Source organism: Streptomyces sp. NPDC007896 (assembly GCF_042959425.1).
Lineage (GTDB): Bacteria > Actinomycetota > Actinomycetes > Streptomycetales > Streptomycetaceae > Streptomyces.
In genome coordinates, this window is record NZ_JBIBKX010000012.1 from 258,590 (window position 1) to 279,051 (window position 20,462).

At 70.4% G+C, this 20,462-nt stretch carries 20 protein-coding genes; 13 read left to right on the forward strand and 7 right to left on the reverse strand.

Annotated features, from left to right (window positions below; all coding sequences use genetic code 11):
• Window positions 1-9 precede the first annotated feature (9 nt).
• Both aceB and ACFZDJ_RS34430 read right to left on the reverse strand, forming a co-directional pair.
• Window positions 10-1,644 carry a malate synthase A gene (gene aceB, locus ACFZDJ_RS34425; protein ID WP_390934393.1) on the reverse strand — a complete coding sequence of 545 codons (1,635 nt, stop codon included), beginning with the start codon at window positions 1,642-1,644 and terminating at the stop codon, window positions 10-12.
• A gap of 187 nt (window positions 1,645-1,831) precedes the next feature.
• The gene (locus ACFZDJ_RS34430; protein WP_390934392.1) at window positions 1,832-2,431 is read right to left on the reverse strand and encodes an NTP transferase domain-containing protein; all 600 of its coding nucleotides are present in this window, start codon (window positions 2,429-2,431) and stop codon (window positions 1,832-1,834) included.
• A 209-nt stretch (window positions 2,432-2,640) separates the two neighbouring features.
• Between ACFZDJ_RS34430 and ACFZDJ_RS34435 the strand changes: the two genes are divergently transcribed.
• On the forward strand, window positions 2,641-2,958 hold the full coding sequence (locus ACFZDJ_RS34435) for a DUF5955 family protein (protein WP_054237073.1): 318 nt from the start codon (window positions 2,641-2,643) through the stop codon (window positions 2,956-2,958).
• A 41-nt stretch (window positions 2,959-2,999) separates the two neighbouring features.
• Here the strand turns inward: ACFZDJ_RS34435 and ACFZDJ_RS34440 are convergent, their stop codons facing one another.
• Complete coding sequence (locus ACFZDJ_RS34440; protein WP_391064745.1) at window positions 3,000-4,475, reverse strand: aminotransferase class I/II-fold pyridoxal phosphate-dependent enzyme; 1,476 nt, start codon at window positions 4,473-4,475, stop codon at window positions 3,000-3,002.
• Window positions 4,476-4,578: 103 nt separating this feature from the next.
• Here ACFZDJ_RS34440 and ACFZDJ_RS34445 point away from each other — a divergent pair, with 103 nt between their 5' ends.
• On the forward strand, window positions 4,579-4,845 hold the full coding sequence (locus tag ACFZDJ_RS34445) for a hypothetical protein (protein ID WP_391064748.1): 267 nt from the start codon (window positions 4,579-4,581) through the stop codon (window positions 4,843-4,845).
• Between the two features lie 132 nt (window positions 4,846-4,977).
• Window positions 4,978-5,208: a hypothetical protein gene (locus tag ACFZDJ_RS34450; protein WP_391064751.1), complete on the forward strand. Its 231-nt coding sequence runs from the start codon at window positions 4,978-4,980 to the stop codon at window positions 5,206-5,208.
• A gap of 17 nt (window positions 5,209-5,225) precedes the next feature.
• Here ACFZDJ_RS34450 and ACFZDJ_RS34455 read toward each other — a convergent pair whose 3' ends face one another.
• The gene (locus ACFZDJ_RS34455; protein WP_390934388.1) at window positions 5,226-6,029 is read right to left on the reverse strand and encodes an IclR family transcriptional regulator C-terminal domain-containing protein; all 804 of its coding nucleotides are present in this window, start codon (window positions 6,027-6,029) and stop codon (window positions 5,226-5,228) included.
• Window positions 6,030-6,327: 298 nt separating this feature from the next.
• On the opposite strand from ACFZDJ_RS34455, the gene allB reads away from it, so the two are divergent.
• Complete coding sequence (allB, locus tag ACFZDJ_RS34460) at window positions 6,328-7,650, forward strand: allantoinase AllB (protein ID WP_391064926.1); 1,323 nt, start codon at window positions 6,328-6,330, stop codon at window positions 7,648-7,650.
• Window positions 7,651-7,706: 56 nt separating this feature from the next.
• Window positions 7,707-8,822, forward strand: a complete 1,116-nt coding sequence (gene alc, locus ACFZDJ_RS34465; RefSeq protein WP_391064754.1) for an allantoicase — start codon at window positions 7,707-7,709, stop codon at window positions 8,820-8,822.
• 35 nt (window positions 8,823-8,857) lie between these two features.
• Here alc and ACFZDJ_RS34470 read toward each other — a convergent pair whose 3' ends face one another.
• A complete protein-coding gene (locus ACFZDJ_RS34470; protein ID WP_391064756.1) occupies window positions 8,858-9,865 on the reverse strand; it encodes a CorA family divalent cation transporter in 1,008 nt (335 codons plus the stop codon).
• Window positions 9,866-10,063: 198 nt separating this feature from the next.
• On the opposite strand from ACFZDJ_RS34470, the gene ACFZDJ_RS34475 reads away from it, so the two are divergent.
• Both ACFZDJ_RS34475 and ACFZDJ_RS34480 read left to right on the forward strand, forming a co-directional pair.
• Window positions 10,064-10,456 carry a ribonuclease domain-containing protein gene (locus ACFZDJ_RS34475; protein WP_384916200.1) on the forward strand — a complete coding sequence of 131 codons (393 nt, stop codon included), beginning with the start codon at window positions 10,064-10,066 and terminating at the stop codon, window positions 10,454-10,456.
• Between the two features lie 210 nt (window positions 10,457-10,666).
• Window positions 10,667-11,896, forward strand: a complete 1,230-nt coding sequence (locus ACFZDJ_RS34480; RefSeq protein WP_390934601.1) for a histidine kinase — start codon at window positions 10,667-10,669, stop codon at window positions 11,894-11,896.
• Window positions 11,897-12,107: 211 nt separating this feature from the next.
• Here the strand turns inward: ACFZDJ_RS34480 and ACFZDJ_RS34485 are convergent, their stop codons facing one another.
• On the reverse strand, window positions 12,108-13,136 hold the full coding sequence (locus ACFZDJ_RS34485) for an aldo/keto reductase (protein WP_390934385.1): 1,029 nt from the start codon (window positions 13,134-13,136) through the stop codon (window positions 12,108-12,110).
• Window positions 13,137-13,250: 114 nt separating this feature from the next.
• Here ACFZDJ_RS34485 and ACFZDJ_RS34490 point away from each other — a divergent pair, with 114 nt between their 5' ends.
• Both ACFZDJ_RS34490 and ACFZDJ_RS34495 read left to right on the forward strand, forming a co-directional pair.
• Window positions 13,251-13,925 carry a response regulator gene (locus ACFZDJ_RS34490; protein ID WP_384916209.1) on the forward strand — a complete coding sequence of 225 codons (675 nt, stop codon included), beginning with the start codon at window positions 13,251-13,253 and terminating at the stop codon, window positions 13,923-13,925.
• 41 nt (window positions 13,926-13,966) lie between these two features.
• Entirely contained in the window at window positions 13,967-15,139 is a 1,173-nt protein-coding gene (locus ACFZDJ_RS34495; protein WP_391064759.1) for a cytochrome P450, read from the forward strand.
• Between the two features lie 78 nt (window positions 15,140-15,217).
• Here ACFZDJ_RS34495 and ACFZDJ_RS34500 read toward each other — a convergent pair whose 3' ends face one another.
• Window positions 15,218-16,228, reverse strand: coding sequence for a Gfo/Idh/MocA family oxidoreductase (locus ACFZDJ_RS34500; RefSeq protein WP_390934383.1), 1,011 nt, complete (start codon window positions 16,226-16,228; stop codon window positions 15,218-15,220).
• 127 nt (window positions 16,229-16,355) lie between these two features.
• On the opposite strand from ACFZDJ_RS34500, the gene ACFZDJ_RS34505 reads away from it, so the two are divergent.
• From ACFZDJ_RS34505 to ACFZDJ_RS34520, 4 genes are all read left to right on the forward strand, one after another.
• On the forward strand, window positions 16,356-17,093 hold the full coding sequence (locus ACFZDJ_RS34505) for a UTRA domain-containing protein (RefSeq protein ID WP_390934599.1): 738 nt from the start codon (window positions 16,356-16,358) through the stop codon (window positions 17,091-17,093).
• A 171-nt stretch (window positions 17,094-17,264) separates the two neighbouring features.
• Window positions 17,265-18,257: a substrate-binding domain-containing protein gene (locus tag ACFZDJ_RS34510; protein ID WP_390934382.1), complete on the forward strand. Its 993-nt coding sequence runs from the start codon at window positions 17,265-17,267 to the stop codon at window positions 18,255-18,257.
• 140 nt (window positions 18,258-18,397) lie between these two features.
• The gene (locus ACFZDJ_RS34515) at window positions 18,398-19,402 is read left to right on the forward strand and encodes a sugar ABC transporter substrate-binding protein (RefSeq protein ID WP_168512616.1); all 1,005 of its coding nucleotides are present in this window, start codon (window positions 18,398-18,400) and stop codon (window positions 19,400-19,402) included.
• Window positions 19,399-20,460: an ABC transporter permease gene (locus tag ACFZDJ_RS34520; protein ID WP_391064762.1), complete on the forward strand. Its 1,062-nt coding sequence runs from the start codon at window positions 19,399-19,401 to the stop codon at window positions 20,458-20,460. Before ACFZDJ_RS34515 ends, ACFZDJ_RS34520 begins: the two co-directional genes overlap by 4 nt.
• Window positions 20,461-20,462 lie beyond the last annotated feature (2 nt).

Genomic DNA, 20,462 nt, shown 5'->3' on the forward strand with positions numbered 1-20,462 from the left:
CCTCGGAGGTCAGCCCTTGAGCTGCTCGTACGCCGGAAGTGTCAGGAAGTCGGCGTAGTTCTCGTCGAGCGCGACCTCCAGGAGCAGGTCGTGGGCCTGCTGCCAGTGACCGGCGGCGAAGGCCTCCTCGCCGATCTCGGCGCGGATGTTCGCCAGCTCCCGGGCGGCGACCTCGCGGGCCAGCTCCGGGGTGGCCTTCACGGTGTTCCCCGCGTGCTCGAACTCGACGCCCGCGTTGATCCACTGCCAGATCTGCGAGCGGGAGATCTCGGCGGTGGCCGCGTCCTCCATGAGGTTGAAGATGGCGACCGCGCCGAGCCCGCGCAGCCAGGCCTCGATGTAACGAATGCCCACCTGGACGGCGTTGACCAGACCGTCGTACGTCGGCCTGGCGTCGAGGGAGTCGACGGCGATCAGGTCCCCGGCGGCGACCGACACGTCCTCGCGCAGCCGGTCCTTCTGGTTCGGCTTCTCGCCGAGGACGGCGTCGAAGGAGGCCATCGCGATCGGGACCAGGTCCGGGTGGGCCACCCACGAGCCGTCGAAACCGTCGCCCGCCTCGCGATCCTTGTCGGCCTTGACCTTCTCGAAGGCGACCTTGTTGACCTCCTCGTCGCGCCGGGAGGGGATGAACGCCGCCATGCCGCCGATCGCGTGCGCGCCGCGCTTGTGGCAGGTGCGGACGAGGAGTTCGGTGTAGGCGCGCATGAACGGGGCCGTCATCGTCACCGCGTTGCGGTCCGGCAGCACGAACTTCTGGCCGCCGTCACGGAAGTTCTTGACGATGGAGAAGAGGTAGTCCCAGCGGCCCGCGTTCAACCCGGAGGCGTGGTCGCGGAGTTCGTAGAGGATCTCGTCCATCTCGTACGCCGCCGTGATCGTCTCGATCAGGACGGTCGCGCGGACGGTGCCCTGCGGGATGCCGACGTAGTCCTGCGCGAAGACGAAGACGTCGTTCCAAAGGCGGGCCTCGAGGTGCGACTCCGTCTTCGGGAGGTAGAAGTAGGGGCCCTTGCCGAGGTCGAGCAGGCGCTGCGCGTTGTGGAAGAAGTAGAGGCCGAAGTCGACGAGCGCGCCCGGGACGGGTGTGCCGTCCGCGTCGACGAGGTGACGCTCGTTCAGGTGCCAGCCGCGCGGACGCATGACGACCGTCGCGAGCTCGTCGTTCGCCTTCAGGGCGTACGTCTTGCCGGACTTCGGGTCCGTGAAGTCGATGCCGCGGGTGTACGCGGCGATCAGGTTGAGCTGACCGGTGACCACGTTCTCCCAGGTGGGTGCCGAGGCGTCCTCGAAGTCCGCGAGCCAGACCTTCGCGCCCGAGTTGAGGGCGTTGATGGTCATCTTGCGGTCGGTGGGGCCGGTGATCTCGACACGGCGGTCGTTCAGGGCGGCCGGGGCGGGGGCCACCTTCCAGGAGTCGTCCGCGCGGATGGCGGCGGTCTCGGGCAGGAAGTCGAGCGTGGAGGTGCGGGCGATCTCGGCGCGGCGCTCCGCGCGGCGGGCGAGGAGCTCGTCACGCCGGGGCGTGAACAGCCGGTGCAGCTCGGCCACGAAGGCGAGGGCCGCGTCCGTGAGGACCTCTTCCTGCCGGGGCAGGGGCTCGGCGTCGACGATGGCCAGCGGGGACGGCGCTGGTGCGGACATGAGCTGTCACTTCCTTCAGCGAGCGTGGCACCGGGTGCCAGGCGACCCGGGTAGGGAGATCGGCGCCTGGAGAGCAGCCCGGCGCTTCTGAACAGTGGATAATAGTTTCCTCATGGTGGAAGTTCAATGGTTTGTTGATGTCGAGATTCTCCAGGTCGAGGCAACGTGGCGCTCAGTGCCACGCCGTTCACTCAAGGTGTCCTAGATCGTCCTCCGTGTCGATGTCGTACGGCTCCGCCACGTCACCGCACTCGACGAGCGTGATCGCCGCCTCGTGCTCCTTCAGATAGGCGCGTGCTCCCCGGTCGCCGGTGGCACTCGCCGCGACACCGGCCCAGTGGGCGGCGCCGAAGAGGACGGGATGGCCGCGCACTGCGTCGTACGCCGCGGAAACCAGCGAGGTGTCGTCCTGGTAGGCGGCGAGCACCCGCGCGACCGCCCGCGGCCCGATGCCGGGCTGGTCGACCAGCGAGACCAGTGCCGCCCGCGCGCCCGTGCCGGCGAGCGAGCCGAGCCCGGCCCGTAGCGACGAACCCATGCCGTGCTCCCACTCCGGGTTGTCCACGAGCACACACCCGTCGAGCCGCGCCCGCTCCCGTACGGCGTCGGCCCGCGCCCCCAGCACCACGTGGACGCGCGTGCACCCGGCCGCGCGCAGCACCCCCACCGCGTACTCCACGAGGGGGCGCCCCCGGTGTTCGAGCAGCGCCTTGGGCCGCCCGCCGAGCCGTCGCCCCCCGCCCGCAGCGAGGAGCAGCCCGGCCACCTGGTCTTCTCTGTGTGTCATACGCCGTCTTCCCTGTGCGTCATACCTCCTGCATACCTGACCCGGCGCCGAGGGCACGGTTTCGCGGGGCTGAATTTCGGCCCGCGCGGTGGCGCCACCGCATCGGGTGGCGTTTACTGGCCCGCGTCCCCCGGCGCCCGACCATCGCCATGGGGTGTGGGACAGACCGGCGAAGGGCGTGCGCACAAGGACGTGCGAGGGGGCGAGCTGTGTTGCGGAGCTTGGGACAGAGGCCAGTGACCGGCAGCGACGAGGATCCGAGGGTGGCGGAACTGCGGACCGCCGTCTCCCGGCTGCGCCGTGAACTCGCCACGCATCCGGCCGAGTTCCCCGACCGGGGCATCGCCGAGGACGAGCTCGCGGCGCTCGCCGCGATGGCCCTCAGCGGTATGCCCGAGATACCCCGGCTGCGCCGCTCCTTACTGTTGATCGCGGGCGCGATCGGCTCGGTCAGCGCGCTGTCGACCGGCCTCGCGGGCGTACGCAGCGCGGTGGAGCTGTTCGGGGAACCGCCCCGGCGCCCTTGAGGGGCCGGGGTCCTTCTCCGGGTGCGCTTTCGGAGTACCGCTCACGCCACCCAGTGCGGGCGGCCCGCCTCCGCCCCGGCCGCGGTGAGCCCGCTGTCCAGGGCGGTCGTGAGCCGGCGTACGGCCTCGTCGAGCACGTCGGACGGCAGGGTGTAGGGGAAGCGCAGCCGGTGCTCATGGGTGCCCGGGTCGGCGCCGAAGCGGGAACCGCCCTCGATGCGCAGGCCCTGGGCCAGGGCCGCGCGGGCCAGCGACGAGGCGATCGGGCGGCCCAGGTCGATCCACAAGGTCAGTCCGCCGGGCGGCAACTGCCAGCGCCAGTCCGGGAGATGGCGGGCCAGTGAGTCGGCGAGCGCGTCCCGCTGGGCGCGCAGCCGAGGCAGCCGCTCGCGCAGCACCTCGTCCGTGCGCGCCAGCAGTCCGAGCGCGACCAGCTGGTCCAGGACCGAGCCGCCCATGTCCGTGGGCACCCGCGCGGTCGCCAGCTCCGTGATCAGCCGGGATCCCGCCCGTACCCAGCCGAGGCGCAGCCCGCCCCAGTGCGTCTTGCTCAACGACCCCACCGTCACGACCTGTTCGCCCGTCCCGCGCGGCGCGAGCGAGGCGAACGGCGCCGCTCCGGGCACATCCAGCGCGATGTCCGTCATCGTCTCGTCGATCACCAGCCAGGTGCCGGTCGCGCGCGCCGACTCCAGTACGGCCAGGCGCTGTTCGAGCGGCATCAGATGCCCGGTCGGATTGTGGAAGTCGGGGATCAGATACGCGAGCCGGGGCGCCGCCTGCCGCAGCGCGCAGTCGATCAGCCCCGGGTCCCAGCCCTCCGCCGTGACGGGCACGGGGGTGGTGCGCAGTCCGGCGCGGCGCATCGCGTCGAGCGCGTTCGGGTACGAGGGGTTCTCGACCAGGATCCGGTCACCGGGCCGCCCGAGCAGCCCGAGCGTCAGCGAGAGGGCCTGCTGCGCGCCGTTCGTGATGAGGATCTGGTCCGGCAGCGTAGGCAGCCCGCGCCGGGTGAACCGCTCGGCGACGGCGGCCCTCAACTCCGGGATCCCGTAGGGGTGATAGCCGGGTGTCGAGGCGCGCCGGGCCAGCAGGACGCCCGCCTCCGCGAAGGCCTCCGCGAGCTCCGCCTCGGGCGCGCCGGGCGCCGCGATGGCCAGGTCGATCACCCCGTCGTCGGCCGGGAAGGAGGCCACATTGGCCGGTCGGTGGCCGTCGGGCAGCTCCGTCCACGTTCCCGCGCCCCGCCGGCTCCGCGCGAACCCGTCCTCCCGCAGCAGGTCGTACGCCGCCGTCACCGTGGCGCGGCTGACCGTGAGCGCGGAGGCCAGCTCGCGCTCGGCGGGCAGCCGGATGTGCAGTGCGATCCGGCCGTCCAGGAGCAGCCTGCGTACACCGTCGGCCAGCGCGCGATACCCGAGGCGGCCGTCGGCGTGGGGCACGGCGGACAGCAGCGCGGCGAGCTGCCGGCTTCCCAGCGTCCTGTCCATTCCGTGGACCACCGGTCCGTTCACCATGCCAACTCCCTTGCATTGGCCCTGTAGGGCAGGCCAATCAGCGTACAGACTTCCGGGACCAGGGGAAATCGTCCCACCGCATTGGCCTGGGAAGGGGAGCGGAGTGATCTCGATCGACGCCGGACACGTCTGCGAGAAGGGGAGCATCGGCGCCAAGGGGAGCATCAGCGCCAGGGGAAGCGTCGGCGCCAAGGGAAGCGACCGCTGCCTCACCGATCGTGGGGAGCGGGAGATGCAGCGGCGCCAGGAGGAGCGGATGCCGGGGGTGCCGGTGCGGGAGTGGGTGCGCAGGCTGGTCGCGGGGCGCCGCTTCACGGCCCGTGCCGGTGGGGGGCTCGGGCTGCCGCGGCTGCGCCGGGGTGAGTCCTGATGGCGGCCGCCGGACAGGTGGTCGTCGGCGTCAGCGGCTCGCTCGCCAGTCTCGCCGCGCTGCGGGGCGCCGCCCGTGCCGCCCGCGACAGCGGCCGCGTGCTCGTGGCCGTAAGTCACCGTCGTCCGCAGGGTGGTCCGGTCCGGTCCCGACCGGGCCCTGTGCCGGCCGGCCGCGCACCCGGACGACCTCCTGGTCCTCGGCGCCCGCACGGGGGCTCGTAGGGCCGCGGTCCGCCGCCAGGTGCCGACGCACGCCCGCTGCCCGGTCCTGACGGTGCCCGCGTCGGCCTTCGTACGGCGCGAACGCCGAGCTCTGCGCCGGGCCATGGCGCGGGACTTCGCCGACCTCGCCGCCGGGTGACCCCCGGGGCGCGCCGGTCAGGCCCCCGGGCCCGAGCTCGCCAGCGCCTCCGACAGCTCCACCGCGACCTGCTGGAGCACGGGCACGATCTTCTCCGTGGCCGCGTCCGTGACCCGGCCCGCGGGACCTGAGATCGAGATGGCGGCGGCCGTGGGGGAGTCGGGGACCGAGACGGCCAGACAGCGCACGCCGATCTCCTGCTCGTTGTCGTCGACCGCGTAACCGAGCCGGCGCACCTCCTCCAGCGCGGTGAGGAAGCCGTCCGGGGTGGTGATCGTCTTCTCCGTCGCGGCAGGCATGCCGGTACGGGCGAGCAGCGCGCGCACCTCGTTCGCCGGGGTGTTCGCGAGCAGGGCCTTGCCCACGCCCGTGGAGTGCGGCAGCACCCGGCGTCCCACCTCGGTGAACATGCGCATCGAGTGCTTGGAGGGCACCTGGGCCACGTAGACGATCTCGTCCCCGTCGAGCAGCGCCATGTTCGCGGTCTCGCCGGTCTCCTCGACCAGACGGGCGAGGTAGGGGCGTGCCCAGGTGCCGAGTAGTCGGGAGGCGGACTCGCCCAGGCGGATCAGGCGGGGGCCGAGCGCGTAGCGGCGGTTCGCCTGCTGGCGTACGTAACCGCAGGCCACGAGCGTGCGCATGAGGCGGTGGATGGTGGGCAGCGGCAGCCCGCTGCTCACGGAGAGCTCGCTCAGGCCGACCTCCCCGCCGGCGTCGGCCATGCGCTCGAGCAGATCGAAGGCGCGCTCGAGGGACTGGACACCACCGCTCGGGGCGGATGACTTGGCGTCGTCGGTGGTGCTGGCGCTGGACGCAGGCACGGCGCGGTCCTTTCAAGGCTGACAGGCAGTGATGCAGCCTACCCGGCTGTTGGTTGACTCCTTGGTGGTACGTAGCTACGTTCTGCTTTGCGGAATTCTAATTCCATTCTGTGGAAACATCCAGAGGGGTGTATTCGAGGGCAGGGTGGAGGGGTGAGCCCTTGACGGCATGAGGGCTTGAGTGAAGACTCCTTCAACAGAACGTTGAATTCCGTTACGTGGAAGTTAACTGCGGCAGCGGGAGTCGACAGCGGCAGAGAGAGGGGTCCGGGTGTCCGACGTCGGATGGGTCGAACTGATGCTGCGCTCGACGCGCGTCATCACTCCCGAAGGGACGCGCGCCGCCACGGTCGCGGTCGCCGCGGGCAGGATCACGGCCGTGCTCGCGTACGACGCCGAGGTGCCGCCCGGTGCCCGCCTGGAGGACTTCGGAGACGACGTCCTCCTGCCGGGCCTGGTCGACACCCACGTGCACGTCAACGACCCCGGCCGCACGGAGTGGGAGGGCTTCTGGACCGCGACGCGCGCCGCCGCGGCCGGTGGCATCACCACCCTGGTCGACATGCCGCTCAACTCCCTCCCGCCGACGACCACGGTCGAGCACCTCCGTACGAAGAGGGACGTCGCCCGCTCCAAGGCGCACATCGACGTCGGCTTCTGGGGCGGTGCCCTCCCGGACAACGTCAAGCACCTGCGCCCGCTGCACGACGCGGGAGTCTTCGGCTTCAAGGCCTTCCTGTCGCCGTCCGGCGTGGACGAGTTCCCCGAGCTGGACCAGGAGCAACTGGCCCGTTCCCTGGCCGAGATCGCCGCGTTCGACGGCCTGCTCATCGTGCACGCCGAGGACCCGCACCACCTCGCCGCCGCCCCTCAGAAGGGCGGCCGGAGGTACGCCGACTTCCTGGCCTCGCGCCCGCGCGACGCCGAGGACACCGCCATCGGCAACCTCATCGCGCAGGCCGAACGCCTCCACGCGCGTGTGCACGTGCTGCACCTGTCGTCCTCCGACGCGCTGCCCCTGATCGCCGAGGCCAAGCGTGCGGGCGTGCGGATCACGGTGGAGACCTGCCCCCACTACCTGACCCTGACGGCCGAGGAAGTCCCCGACGGGGCGAGCGAGTTCAAGTGCTGCCCTCCCATCCGCGAGGCCGCCAACCAGGACCTGCTGTGGCAGGCGCTGGCCGACGGCACGATCGACTGCGTCGTCACCGACCACTCGCCGTCCACGGCCGACCTGAAGACGGACGACTTCGCGACCGCCTGGGGCGGCATCTCCGGGCTTCAGCTGAGCCTGTCGGCGGTCTGGACGGAGGCCCGCAAGCGCGGTCACAGCCTGGAGGACGTGGTCCGCTGGATGTCCACGCGCACGGCCCGACTGGTCGGCCTGGACTCCCGCAAGGGCGCCATCGCGGTGGGCCTTGACGCCGACTTCGCCGTCCTCGCCCCCGACGAGACCTTCACCGTGGATCCCGCCGCGCTGCAGCACCGCAACCAGGTCACGGCGTACGCCGGCCGAACGCTCAGCGGGGTCGTGAAGTCCACCTGGCTGCGAGGCGAGCGGATCGCGGCCGACGGCGAGTTCGGCGCCCCCGGCGGCGAACTCCTGACGCGCACCCCGTAGTCCTCGAACGCACCCGCACCCGCAGCGGCCGACCTCGAAAGGCAGACCTGATCAACGTGACGGCGATTCCTCACTTCACCGGCGACGCGAACCCTTACGGAGGCGGCGACCCGTACGCGGACCACCGCACCGCCGACTTCCCCTTCACCCAGTACGCCAACCTCGCCGACCGACAGCTCGGCGCCGGGGTCATCGCCGCCAACGACGAGTTCTTCGCCCAGCGCGAGAACCTCCTGCTGCCCGGGCGGGCCGAGTTCGACCCCGAGCACTTCGGGCACAAGGGCAAGATCATGGACGGCTGGGAGACGCGACGGCGCCGCGGCGCCTCGGCCGAGCACCCGTGGCCGACGGCCGAGGACCACGACTGGGCGCTCGTCCGGCTCGGCGCACCCGGTGTCGTACGCGGGGTGGTGGTCGACACGGCCCACTTCCGCGGGAACTACCCCCAGGCGGTGTCGGTCGAGGGCGCCTCGGTCCCCGGCTCCCCGTCACCGGAGGAACTCCTCGCGGACGACGTGAAGTGGACGACGCTCGTACCGCGCACGGCGGTCGGCGGCCACGCCGCCAACGGCTTCGCCGTCTCCGTCGAGCAGCGCTTCACCCACCTCCGCGTCAACCAGCACCCCGACGGCGGCATCGCCCGGCTGCGTGTGTACGGCGAGGTCGTGGCCGACCCGGAGTGGCTCTTGGCGCTCGGCACCTTCGACGTCCTTGCCCTGGAGAACGGCGGCCGGGTCGAGGACGCGTCCAACCTCTTCTACTCGCCCGCCACGAACACCATCCAGCCGGGGCGCTCCCGCAAGATGGACGACGGCTGGGAGACCCGCCGCCGCCGCGATCAGGGCAACGACTGGATCCGCTACCAGTTGGTCGCCCAGTCCGAGATCCGCGCCTTGGAGATCGACACGGCGTACCTGAAGGGCAACAGCGCCGGCTGGGCGTCGGTGTCGGTGAAGGACGGCGACGACGGCGACTGGACGGTGATCCTCCCCCGTACCCGCCTCCAGCCCGACACCAACCACCGCTTCGTCCTCGCCGCGCCGGTGAGCGGGACCCACGCGCGCGTGGACATCTTTCCCGACGGAGGCATCTCCCGCCTGCGTCTGTTCGGCTCCCTCACGGAGGAGGGCGCCACGGCCCTGACGACCAGGTACCAGGAGCTCGGCGGCTGAGGCCGCGCTGCCGCGCGGGGCCCGGCGGGCCGCGATCAGGGCTGGTCGTCGGCGGCGTCGCGGGCACGGCTGTCGCGCAGCTGCCGCCAGTGCGTGCGGTACAGCACGTAGTACAGGGCGACGATCACGGCAGCCACCTGCAGACCCACGCCGAACTCCAGGAAGGAGTCCTCGCTCATCAACCGGTTGGTGAGGTAGGCGAAGTTCAAACCGAAGAAGCCGGTCAGGAACGACAGCGGCAAGAAGATCATCGAGACGATGGTGAGCCTGTTGATCACGACGTTCTGCTGATCGGCGACGAGTGACGCGTAGCTGGTCGCGGCCCGCCGGGCCGCGTCCCGCAGCGCCTCGATCTCCACGAGGACCAGTTGCACGGTGTGCTCGTGCAGCCGGTTCATCGCCTGCCGCTCCTCCGAGAGATGGTGATCCGCCATCCTGCGGCGCACCAGGATCTCCTGGGCGACCGCGGCGTACGGCAGGAACGCGCGATGCAGATGGGCCGCGCGCCGTCGCAGCCGGGCCAGCCGTTGGACGTGCTCCGGCTGCCGCCGCTCGAACATCGCCTCCTCCAGGTCCTCGACCTCCAGCTGGGCCTGCGTGACGGCCCGGCGAAAGGTCTCCAGAACCCCTTGCAGAAACAGGAACAGCGTCGTCACCACGTCGGGGGGCAGATCCTGCCGCAACCGGTCGATGAAGGCCTCGATCAGTTCGACGGGCCCGTGATGCACCGTGATGAAGCGGCGCTCGTCGGCAAGGACATGGACATGGGAGACCTCGTTTCCGCAGACCACCGGAACGACGCCGATGGCAGTGCCGCCGTGGTACTCGGCCCGGACCTGCTCGTCCGCTCTGCCGAGCCACTCCCCGGCCGCGTCGTCCAGTCCGAGCCGACGGGAGAGCGGCTCGTCGTCGAGTGGGGGTTCGTCTCCCAGGTCGATGTCCACGATCACGAAGCCGGAGGGCGCCGCGAGGCGCTCCCGGGCCTGTGCCAGTCCGGTGCGAACGACGACGCCCTCCGGCATCGACACCACCGAAACGATCATCGCCCCTCACCGTGGATGGCGTCGTGTGCGCACCGCACCATCCCTCGGCACACTACCGCCGAAGGTCCCGCGAGCAGCTGACCGCGCACGGCGTCGTGTCGGGCTTCGTTAACTCCCGGAAAATTCATCGGACTTGGCGGGAGAAATCCTCTGCCTTGACATTGACATGCCAGGGTCTACGCGCGTCATCCTAGAGTCATGAGATTCCCCCCACGAATCACTCGTATCGGCGCCCTGGTCGCCTTCACGTCCGCGCTGCTCATCGGTGGCACCACCGTGGTCCCCGCCAACGCGGCGGCCACCGCCGTGGGCAGCATCTGCTACAGCAAGCTGCCGTCGCAGGCGTACGACACGCTGGACCTGATCGCGTCCGGCGGTCCCTTCCCGTACTCGCAGGACGGGGTCGTCTTCCAGAACCGGGAGGGTGTCCTGCCCTCCCAGTCCACCGGGTATTACCACGAGTACACCGTCATCACGCCGGGCTCCTCGACGCGCGGCGCCAAGCGCATCGTGACCGGCAAGAAGACGCAGGAGGACTACTACACCTCGGACCACTACGTCACGTTCAGGCTGATCAACTTCGGCTGCTGAGCCGAGGGCTGAGCGTACAACTGGTGTGACCGCTTTGCGGAAGACCCTCGCCCCGCGGTTCCCCCCACGTTCATGGGCCGCGGGGCGAGGTACGTCCGGACGAAAGTATGCGGCGCCGCTACTTTGGTCGACGATCGCCGCCGCGGGGGAGGTGCCCGCGGGGCGGGCCTCGTAGATTTGCCGACCGTGAGTGGTGACAATCCGGTGCCGATGGCACCCGTTCTGCCCGGGCGGCGCTGGCTGCTGCCGTCGGCCGTGGTCGCGGAGCTCGGCCCCGAGCGGACGGGGCAAGGCGGACGGCCCCGGCGTACCGCGCGTGACTGGGTGGTCGACTTCGGCTGCTTTCTGCTGGCCGTCGTCATCGGGGGGATGGCCGCGCACACGCTGACCCGCGACCCGGACACCCCGCACGCCCTCGCCGTCGTCGACCAGTGGATCGGCGGACTCGCCTGCCTCGCCGTGTGGTCGCGCCGCCGGTGGCCGCTGGGGCTGGCCGTGGCGATGATCCCTGTCGGACTGCTCTCCAACACCGCGGGCGGCGTAGGCCTGGTCGCCCTCTTCACGCTCGCCGTGCACCGGCCCCTCAAGTACGTGGGCTGGGTCGCAGGTCTCCAGCTCGCCCTGCTTCCGGTCTACTTCTGGCTGCGCCCCGATCCCGATCTGCCCTACGCCGCCGCCATCGCCGTCACCGCGCTGCTGACGCTGGCGGTCGTCGGCTGGGGCATGTTCGTACGGTCCAAGCGGCAGCTCATGCTGAGTCTGCGGGACCGGGCGCGGCGGGCCGAGACGGAGGCCGCGCTGCGGGCCGAGCAGGCGCAGCGGCTGGCGCGCGAGGCGATCGCGCGCGAGATGCACGATGTGCTCGCGCACCGGCTGACGCTGTTGAGCGTGCACGCGGGGGCGTTGGAGTTCCGGCCGGACGCGCCTCGCGAGGAGGTCGCGCGGGCCGCCGGGGTGATCCGGGAGAGCGCGCACGAGGCCCTGCAGGATCTGCGGGAGATCATCGGGGTGCTGCGGGCGGGTGACTCCGACGACGCGGGGCGGCCGCAGCCGACGCTCGGCGCGTTGGACGCGCTGGTCTGCGAGTCGCGTGAGGCGGGGATGAAGGTGGCCCTCGATCTGCGGGTCACCGATGCCGCGGCTGTGCCCGCGTCCGTCGGGCGGACCGTGTATCGCATCGCCCAGGAAGGGCTGACGAACGCTCGAAAGCATGCTCCGGGAGCCGAGGTCACGGTTGATGTCTCGGGTGCCCCGGGTGACGGTCTGCGTGTGTCCGTGCGAAATCCGGCCCCTCCGGGGGAGGTGCCGCATGTGCCGGGTTCCGGGCAGGGGCTGATCGGGCTGACGGAGCGGGCCACTCTGGCCGGGGGGCGTCTGGAGCACGGGTCCGACGGGGGTGGGGGCTTCTTGGTGCGGGCGTGGCTGCCGTGGGGTGGGTGAGCGTGGGGTGCGGCTGCGGCTGCGTGGGTGAGCGTGCGGTGCGCCTGCGGGTGCGTGGTGGGGCGGGGCCGTGGCGGTGCGTCGAGCCCGTCGCCGCCTGATCAGACGTGGGCCGGGCAAGGGAGCCGCTGCTCGATCCGGACGTAAGCGACGGCTTGCGGCGCACCGCCACGGCCCCTTGCGTCGCATTGCGGCTGCGGCTGCGGGTGTGTCAGGGGGTGCGGGGGATTACTCGGTGGCCCGCGGTGCCGTACACCCAGCTTGCTGTTTCGTTGATGAAGTCTGTCGGGAAGCCTGTGCGGAAGGCGGTGGCCTCCTCCAGGCCGGTCAGTATGTGGTCGGGGAGGGTGAGTTCGCTTGCGCCCAGGTTGTCGGTGAGCTGGGTGACGTGGCGGGCGCCGATGATGGGGTGGACGATGGGGGAGTGGGCCATGGTCCAGGCGATGGCCACCTGGGCGGGGGAGGCGCCTAGTTCGTCGGCCGCCGACTGGACCGCTTCGGCCACCGTCCGTTCGAGTTCCCCGATCGCCTCGGGGGAGAGGCGGGTCGCCGTGCCGGGGGCCACGCCGCCCGGACGTGTGTACTTGCCCGACAGAACGCCGTTCTGCAGCGGGCTCCACGCGGCCACCGACATGCCGAGGGTCTCCGCCATGGGGAGGAGCTCGCGCTCCGCGTCGCGGCTGAGCAGGCTGTAGGGCACCTGGAGTGCGGCGAAGGGGGACCAACCCCGCCACTCGGCAAGGGTGTTGGCCCGTGAGACCACCCAGGCGGGCGCGTCCGAGATGCCCACGTACAGGACCTTGCCGGACCTTACGGCGTCGTCCAGGGCGCGCATGGTCTCCTCGACCGGTGTGTTCCGGTCCCAGATGTGCACCCAGTAGACGTCGATGTAGTCCGTGTCGAGGCGCCGCAGGCTCGTCTCCAGGGAGAGGGCGAGGTTCTTGCGGTGGTTCCCGGCGGCGTTCGGGTCGGTGCCGTCACGGGAGACGGTGTACTTGGTGGAGAGGACGAAACGGTCGCGTCGGCCCTTGAGCAACTCCCCCACGATCTCCTCGCTGGCGCCGCCCCGGTAGTTGACGGCCGTGTCCACCACGTTGCCGCCCGCCTCCGCGTACGCGTCGAGGATCCGCGCGCACTCCTCTTTCGGCGCTCCCACCCCGCCCTGCTCCCCGAACGTCATGGCGCCGAGGAACAACTCCGAGACGCGCAGGCCGGTCCTGCCCAAGAGCCGATAGCGCACTGAACTCCTCACTCCCGGGAGAGACCCCGTCGAGACTGTCCTGTCGGCCGACGGTAGTCGTTCGTCGCGGTCGAAGCGTGGGTAATGCCCCGGTGGGCACCTACGGTAGGCACCATGAATGCGATCCGGCTGCTTCTCGTCGACGACGATCCGCTGGTCAGGGCCGGCCTGTCCTTCATGATGGGCGGCGCCGACGACATCGAGATCGTCGGCGAGGCCGCGGACGGCAGCGAGGTCGAGGCGCTCGTCGACCGCACCCGCCCGGACGTCGTCCTGATGGACATCCGGATGCCGGTGGTCGACGGGCTCACGGCCACCGAACGGCTGCGAGGGCGTGAGGACGCGCCGCAGATCGTGCTCCTCACCACGTTTCACGCCGACGACCAGGTGCTGCGGGCGCTGCGCGCGGGTGCCGCCGGGTTCGTTCTCAAGGACACGCCGCCTGTGGAGATCCTCGCCGCGGTACGCCGGGTCGCGGCCGGTGATCCCGTGCTCTCGCCCGCCGTCACCCGCCAGTTGATGGAGCACGCGGCCGGTGGGGCGCCGGGTGGGCGGCGCACCGGCGCCAGGGACCGGATCGGCGCGCTCAACGACCGTGAACGCGAGGTCGCCGTGGGCGTCGGCCGGGGCTCCTCCAACGCCGATATCGCCGCCGAGTTGTACATGAGCGTCGCCACCGTCAAGACCCATGTCTCACGGATCCTCGCCAAGCTCGGCCTCAACAACCGTGTGCAGATCGCCCTGTTGACGTACGACGCGGGACTTCTGGAGGGAGACGACGGGCACTGAGCGCCGGGCCCGCGCGTTGGAAGGACAACGGGAGGGAAACCATGATCGATCTGGGGGAGTACGGCGCGGCGTTCACGAGGGACCCGTATCCGGTGTACGCGGCGCTGCGCGAGCGCGGCCCCGTCCACTGGGTGCGGACGCCGCAGCCGGGTGCGTACGAGGGCTGGCTCGTCGTCGGGTACGAGGAGGCGCGGGCCGCCCTCGCCGACCCGAGGCTCTCCAAGGACACGAGGAGAGGGGGGTGGAGCTCGCTCGAAGAGGAGCTGATGGGCCGGTATGTGCTGATCGCCGACCCGCCGGAGCACACCCGGCTGCGCTCCCTCGTCACGGGCGCGTTCACCATGCGGCGGGTGGAGGCGATGCGCCCGCGCGTCCAGCAGATCACCGACGAACTGCTGGACGAGATGCTGCCGAAGGGGGGCGCCGACCTCGTCGACTCGTTCGCCTATCCGCTGCCGATCACCGTCATCTGCGAGCTCCTCGGCGTTCCGGACATCGACCGGGTGACGTTCCGCGCGCTGTCGAACGAGATCGTGACGCCGACCGATGGGGATTCCGAGCTGGCGGCCGTCCGGCAGCTGGCCGCCTATCTCGACGAGCTGATCGAGGACAAGCGGTGCACGGCACCTGGCGACGACCTGCTCAGCGACCTCATCCGCACCCGGGCCGAGGACGGCGACCGGCTCTCCCGGGACGAGTTGCGCGGGATGGCGTTCATCCTGCTGGTCGCGGGCCACGAGACCACCGTCAATTTGATCACGAACGGTGTGCATGCTCTGCTCACCCACCCCGAGCAACTCGCCGCGCTGCGGGCCGACATGACGCTCCTCGACGGCGCGGTGGAGGAGGTGCTGCGCTTCGAGGGACCGGTCGAGACGGCGACGTACCGCCATGCGGCGGAGCCGTTGGAGATCGGTGGCAGGGCCATCGCGGCCGGTGACTCGGTGATGATCGGGCTCGATGCCGCCAACCGTGACGCGGCGCGCTGCCCGGATCCGGACCGCTTCGACATCCACCGCGCCCCGCAGGGCCATCTCTCCTTCGGGCACGGCATCCACTACTGCCTGGGTGCGCCGCTGGCCCGTCTCGAAGCCAGGGTCGCGCTGCGCTCCCTGCTGGAGAGATGCCCGGACCTCGCGCTGGACGGGGCCCCGGGTGACTGGCTCTCCGGCATGCTGATGCGCGGTCTGCGCAGCCTGCCGGTGCGCTGGTGAGTGGTGGTGCGTGGGGGGTGAGTCGGGGGGGGTGACGATGGTGCGGCTTCGGGTGGGGAGCGGCACCGACGTGTTCGCTCAGTCCCGTCTGCCGGGGATCTCCGCCAGATACACCGGGCGTCTCTCCAGCCGCGACAGCTCGCAGGCCTCGGCGATGCGCAGGGCGTGCAGGGCCTCCTGCCCGTCGCAGGGGTTGGCGCGTTCGCCGCGCACGACGTCGACGAAGGCGGCGAGCTCGGCCTCGTAGGCGGGGCCGAAGCGCTCCAGGAAGCCGGTCCACGGCTTGTCGGCGGCCGGCGGTCCCGCCGGTTCGGTGGAGGCGATCGGCGTACGGTCGTCCAGGCCGACGCCGATCTGGTCCAGCTCGCCGGCCAGCTCCATGCGCACGTCGTAGCCCGCGCCGTTCAGCCGGGTCGCCGTCGTCGTGGCGAGTGTGCCGTCGTCCAGGGTGAGGACGGCGGCGGCCGTGTCGATGTCATGAGCCTCACGGAACATCGAGGGCCCGGCGTCGGAGCCCATCGCGTACACCTCGACGACCTCGTGGCCAGTGATCCAGCGCAGCATGTCGAAGTCGTGGACGAGGCAGTCGCGGTACATGCCGCCGGAGATCGGGAGGTACGCGGCCGGGGGCGGCGACTGGTCGGAGGTCATCGCACGGATGGTGTGCAGCCGTCCGAGCCGCCCCGAGCGCACCGCCTCGCGCGCGGTCGTGTAGCCCGTGTCGAAGCGGCGCTGGAAACCCAGCTGCAGGACCGTGCCGGCCGCGTCGACCTCGGCGAGCGCGGACAGCGTGCCCGGCAGATCGACCGCGATGGGCTTCTCGCAGAACACCGGGAGCCCCAGGCGCGCTGCCCGACCGATCAGTTCGCCGTGCGCCGAGGTGGCCGCCGTGATGACCACGGCGTCCACGCCCCAGGTGAAGATCTCGTCCACGCTGGGCGCCGCCGTCGCGCCCAGCCGGTCCGCGACCGTATGTGCCCTGACCGAGTCCGCGTCCGTGACGATGAGGGAGCCGACCTCGCGGTGGCGGTTGAGAACGGTCGCGTGAAATGTGCCGATACGACCCGTTCCGATAAGTCCGATGCGCATGGGAACAAACTGAGGCCCACCAGGCACGCTGTCAATGCTTTGTCCGGACAATCGAACTACACAACTTCCCGTCAACATCTCCCGGAGCTACGCTCGGCCCGTGCCGAAACCAGATGAGGAACCGACCGTGTCGCTCCAGCTCAGCGTCGACCGCAGCAGTCCGGTCCCGCTGTACTTCCAGCTGTCCCAACAGCTGGAGGCCGCGATCGAGCACGGGACCCTGACCCCGGGCAGCCTTCTCGGCAACGAGATCGAGCTCGCGGGGCGGCTCGGGCTGTCCCGGCCCACGGTCCGTCAGGCCATCCAGTCCCTCGTCGACAAGGGTCTGCTGGTGCGCCGCCGCGGCGTCGGCACCCAGGTCGTGCACAGCCAGGTCAAGCGGCCCCTGGAGCTCAGCAGCCTGTACGACGACCTGGAGGCGGCCGGGCAGCGCCCCGCGACCCGGGTGCTCGTCAACACCGTCGTACCGGCGTCCGCCGAGGTCGCGGCCGCTCTGGGCTTGGCCGAGGGCAGTGACGTACACCGCGTGGAGCGGCTGCGGCTCGCCCACGGGGAGCCGATGGCGTACCTCTGCAACTACCTGCCCCCGGAGCTGCTGGACCTGGACAGCGGGCAGATGGAGGCCACCGGTCTGTACCGGCTGATGCGGGCCGCGGGCATCACGCTGCACAGCGCCCGTCAGTCCGTCGGCGCCCGCGCGGCCACCGCGGAGGAGGGGGAGCGGCTCGGTGAGCCCGAGGGGGCACCGCTGCTCACCATGCAGCGCACCACCTTCGACGACACCGGACGTGCGGTGGAGTTCGGCAGCCATATGTACCGTGCCTCGCGCTACTCCTTCGAATTCCAGCTTCTCGTGCGGCCGTGAACCGGCCGTGAATCGGCCGTGAATCGGTGGGGGAGCGGCCGTGGGTCGGCTTCGGTGAGGCCGAATTTGAATCGTAAGAATGTTCTAAAAAGTGCATTGACTGGTGTGCGGACGCAAAGCTAGAACTCCCCTCAGCCGCAAAGGAGCGGCGGAGAAGAGGGTGTTCCGACCATGCGTACAGCCCGAACGGCAGCGGCGGTGATCGCCGTGATCGCGCTCGCGGCCGGCTGCAGCAACTCCGGTGGCAAGGACTCCGAGAACAAGGCGAGCGGCAGCGGGAGTGGCGGCAAGGCCGCGAGTACGCCCCGTCTGAAGATCGCGATGGTGACGCACTCCGGCGAGGGTGACACGTTCTGGGACATCGTGCAGAGCGGCGCCAAGCAGGCGGCGAGCAAGGACAACGTCGACTTCCTGTACTCGAACGACAAGGAAGCGGGCGGGCAGGCCCAGCTCGTCCAGGCCGCCATCGACAAGAAGGTCGACGGGATCGTCGTCACCCTGGCCAAGCCCGATGCCATGAAGGACGTCCTCGCCAAGGCCGAGCAGGCGGGCATCCCGGTCGTCACGATCAACTCCGGTGCCGAGTTCTCCAAGCAGTTCGGGGCGCTCGCGCACTTCGGCCAGGACGAGTCGGTCGCCGGTGAGGCCGTCGGCGAGGAGCTCAACAACCGAGGCCTGAAGAAGGCCGTCTGCGTCATCCACGAGCAGGGCAACGTCTCGCTGGAGCAGCGCTGCGCGGGCGTGAAGAAGACCTTCAAGGGCACGGTCGAGAACCTCAACGTCGACGGCACCAACGCCCCCGCCACCCAGTCCTCCATCGAGGCGAAGCTCCAGGCGACCAAGGGCATCGACGCCGTGGTCACCCTGGGCGCCCCGATCGCCGCCGTCGCGGTGAAGGCCAAGGCCGACGCGGGCAGCAAGGCGGAGATCGACACCTTCGACCTGAACGCCGAGGTGGTCAAGCGCCTCCAGGCCAAGGAAGTCGGCTTCGCGGTCGACCAGCAGCCCTACCTCCAGGGGTACGAGGCCATCGACATGCTGTGGCTCTACAAGACCAACGGCGACATCCTCGGCGGCGGCAAGACGGTCCTGACCGGCCCGGCCATCATCACCGAGAAGGACGCCTCGACCCTCGAGAAGTACACCGCGCGCGGGACCCGCTGATGGGGTGCACGATCCCAGTGTTCGATACTTGGGCGTTTGGGGCCGGCGAGATGTCGGCCCCCGGGGCCTGCGGAACGGCCCGCCGGGCCGTTCCGCAGGCCCCGGCGCACCAAGGAACACAGCAAGAAGGGCACGGCCTCGTGGCACGGACTCGGACCTGGGTAAGCATCGCGCTCGCAGGGGCGCTGGGGGTGTCCCTCGCGGGATGCAGCAGCACCGGCGGGAAGCGGGCCGAGGATGCCCGTAAGGCGGCGTCGGCCCAGGGCAGGGCCGCGGTGAACACGCCCAAATGGACTTTCGCGATGATCACCCATTCGGGCGATGGCGACACGTTCTGGGACATCGTGCAGAACGGCGCCAAGCAGGCCGCCGTCAAGGACAACATCAACTTCCTGTACTCGCACAACGCCGAGGCGCAGCAGCAGGCGCAGCTCGTCGACGCCGCCGTGGACAAGCAGGTCGACGGCATCATCGTCACGCTGGCCAAGCCGGACGCGATGAAGGCCGCCGTCGCGCGCGCCGAGAAGGCCGGCATTCCCGTGATCACGGTGAACTCCGGATCCGAGCAGTCCAAGGCGTTCGGCGCGCTCGCCCACATCGGGCAGGACGAGACGATCGCCGGTGAGGCGGTCGGCGAGGAGCTGAACAAGCGGGGTCGCAAGAAGGCCCTGTGCATCCTGCACGAGCAGGGCAACGTCGGCCACGAGCAGCGCTGCGCGGGCGTGAAGCAGACCTTCCACGGCACCGTGCAGAACCTCTACGTCCAGGGCACCAGCATGCCCGACGTGCAGTCCTCCATCGGCGCCAAGCTGCAGGCCGACAAGTCCATCGACACGGTCGTCACGCTCGGCGCCCCCTACGCGGACACCGCGGTGAAGGCGAAGGCCGACGCGGGCAGCAAGGCCGAGATCGACACCTTCGACCTGAACGCGAAGGTGGCCTCGGAGCTCAAGGACGGCACGCTCGGCTTCGCGGTCGACCAGCAGCCCTACCTCCAGGGGTACGAGGCCGTGGACCTGCTGTGGCTCTACAAGTACAACGCCGATGTCCTCGGCGGCGGCAAGCCGGTCCTCACCGGCCCGCAGATCATCACCAAGGATCAGGCCGCCGCGCTCGAGGAGTACACCAAGCGGGGGACCCGATGAGCGCCACTGCGCCCGCACCCGCGCCGTCGCCCGACACCAAGGTCGACGAGCGCCTCCTGAAGACCTCGCCACTGCGCAGACTCATGGGCCGGCCCGAGCTCGGTTCCGTGGTCGGCGCGATCGCGGTCTTCCTCTTCTTCGCGATCTTCGCGGACAGCTTCGTACGGGCCGCGAGCCTCAGCACGGTGCTGTACGCCTCCTCGACGATCGGCATCATGGCCGTACCGGTCGCGCTGCTGATGATCGGCGGCGAGTTCGATCTCTCCGCGGGCGTCATGGTGACCAGCTCCGCGCTGATCTCCTCGATGTTCAGCTACCAGATGACCGCGAACGTCTGGGTCGGCGTCCTCGTCTCGCTGGTCGTCACGCTGGCGATCGGTGTCTTCAACGGCGTCATGCTGACCCGTACGGACCCGCCGAGCTTCATCATCACGCTCGGCACCTTCCTGATGCTGACCGGTATGAACCTCGGCTTCACCAAGCTGATCAGCGGCACGGTGTCCACGAAGTCGATCTCCGACATGCAGGGGTTCTCCTCGGCCAGGGACGTCTTCGCCTCGACGCTCACCATCGGCGGCGTCGACTTCAAGATCACCATCCTGTGGTGGCTGGCCCTGGTCGTCGTCGCCACCTGGATCCTGCTGCGCACCCGCTTCGGCAACTGGATCTACGCCGTCGGCGGCGGCGAGGACGCGGCCCGCGCGGTCGGCGTCCCGGTCAACAAGACGAAGATCGGCCTCTACATGGGTGTCGCCTTCGGCGCCTGGATCTCCGGGCAGCATCTGCTGTTCTCGTTCGACGTCGTGCAGTCCGGCGAGGGCGTGGGCAACGAGCTGATCTACATCATCGCGGCCGTCATCGGCGGCTGTCTGATCACTGGCGGCTACGGCTCCGCGGTCGGCGCGGCGGTCGGCGCGCTGATCTTCGGCATGGTGAGCAAGGGCATCGTGTTCGCCGAGTGGAACCCGGACTGGTTCAAGTTCTTCCTGGGAGTGATGCTGCTCCTGGCGACCCTGCTCAACCACTGGGTCCGCAAGCGCGCGGAGGTGACGGCATGACG

What these genes read in the sequence shown, in the direction of transcription:
- aceB (WP_390934393.1), bottom strand. Translation starts at nt 1,644, where the DNA reads ATGTCCGCACCAGCGCCGTCCCCGCTGGCCATCGTCGACGCCGAGCCC.
- ACFZDJ_RS34430 (WP_390934392.1), bottom strand. Translation starts at nt 2,431, where the DNA reads ATGACACACAGAGAAGACCAGGTGGCCGGGCTGCTCCTCGCTGCGGGC.
- ACFZDJ_RS34440 (WP_391064745.1), bottom strand. Translation starts at nt 4,475, where the DNA reads ATGGTGAACGGACCGGTGGTCCACGGAATGGACAGGACGCTGGGAAGC.
- allB (WP_391064926.1), top strand. Translation starts at nt 6,328, where the DNA reads ATGCTGCGCTCGACGCGCGTCATCACTCCCGAAGGGACGCGCGCCGCC.
- ACFZDJ_RS34470 (WP_391064756.1), bottom strand. Translation starts at nt 9,865, where the DNA reads ATGATCGTTTCGGTGGTGTCGATGCCGGAGGGCGTCGTCGTTCGCACC.
- ACFZDJ_RS34475 (WP_384916200.1), top strand. Translation starts at nt 10,064, where the DNA reads ATGAGATTCCCCCCACGAATCACTCGTATCGGCGCCCTGGTCGCCTTC.
- ACFZDJ_RS34480 (WP_390934601.1), top strand. Translation starts at nt 10,667, where the DNA reads ATGGCACCCGTTCTGCCCGGGCGGCGCTGGCTGCTGCCGTCGGCCGTG.
- ACFZDJ_RS34490 (WP_384916209.1), top strand. Translation starts at nt 13,251, where the DNA reads ATGAATGCGATCCGGCTGCTTCTCGTCGACGACGATCCGCTGGTCAGG.
- ACFZDJ_RS34495 (WP_391064759.1), top strand. Translation starts at nt 13,967, where the DNA reads ATGATCGATCTGGGGGAGTACGGCGCGGCGTTCACGAGGGACCCGTAT.
- ACFZDJ_RS34500 (WP_390934383.1), bottom strand. Translation starts at nt 16,228, where the DNA reads ATGCGCATCGGACTTATCGGAACGGGTCGTATCGGCACATTTCACGCG.
- ACFZDJ_RS34510 (WP_390934382.1), top strand. Translation starts at nt 17,265, where the DNA reads ATGCGTACAGCCCGAACGGCAGCGGCGGTGATCGCCGTGATCGCGCTC.
- ACFZDJ_RS34520 (WP_391064762.1), top strand. Translation starts at nt 19,399, where the DNA reads ATGAGCGCCACTGCGCCCGCACCCGCGCCGTCGCCCGACACCAAGGTC.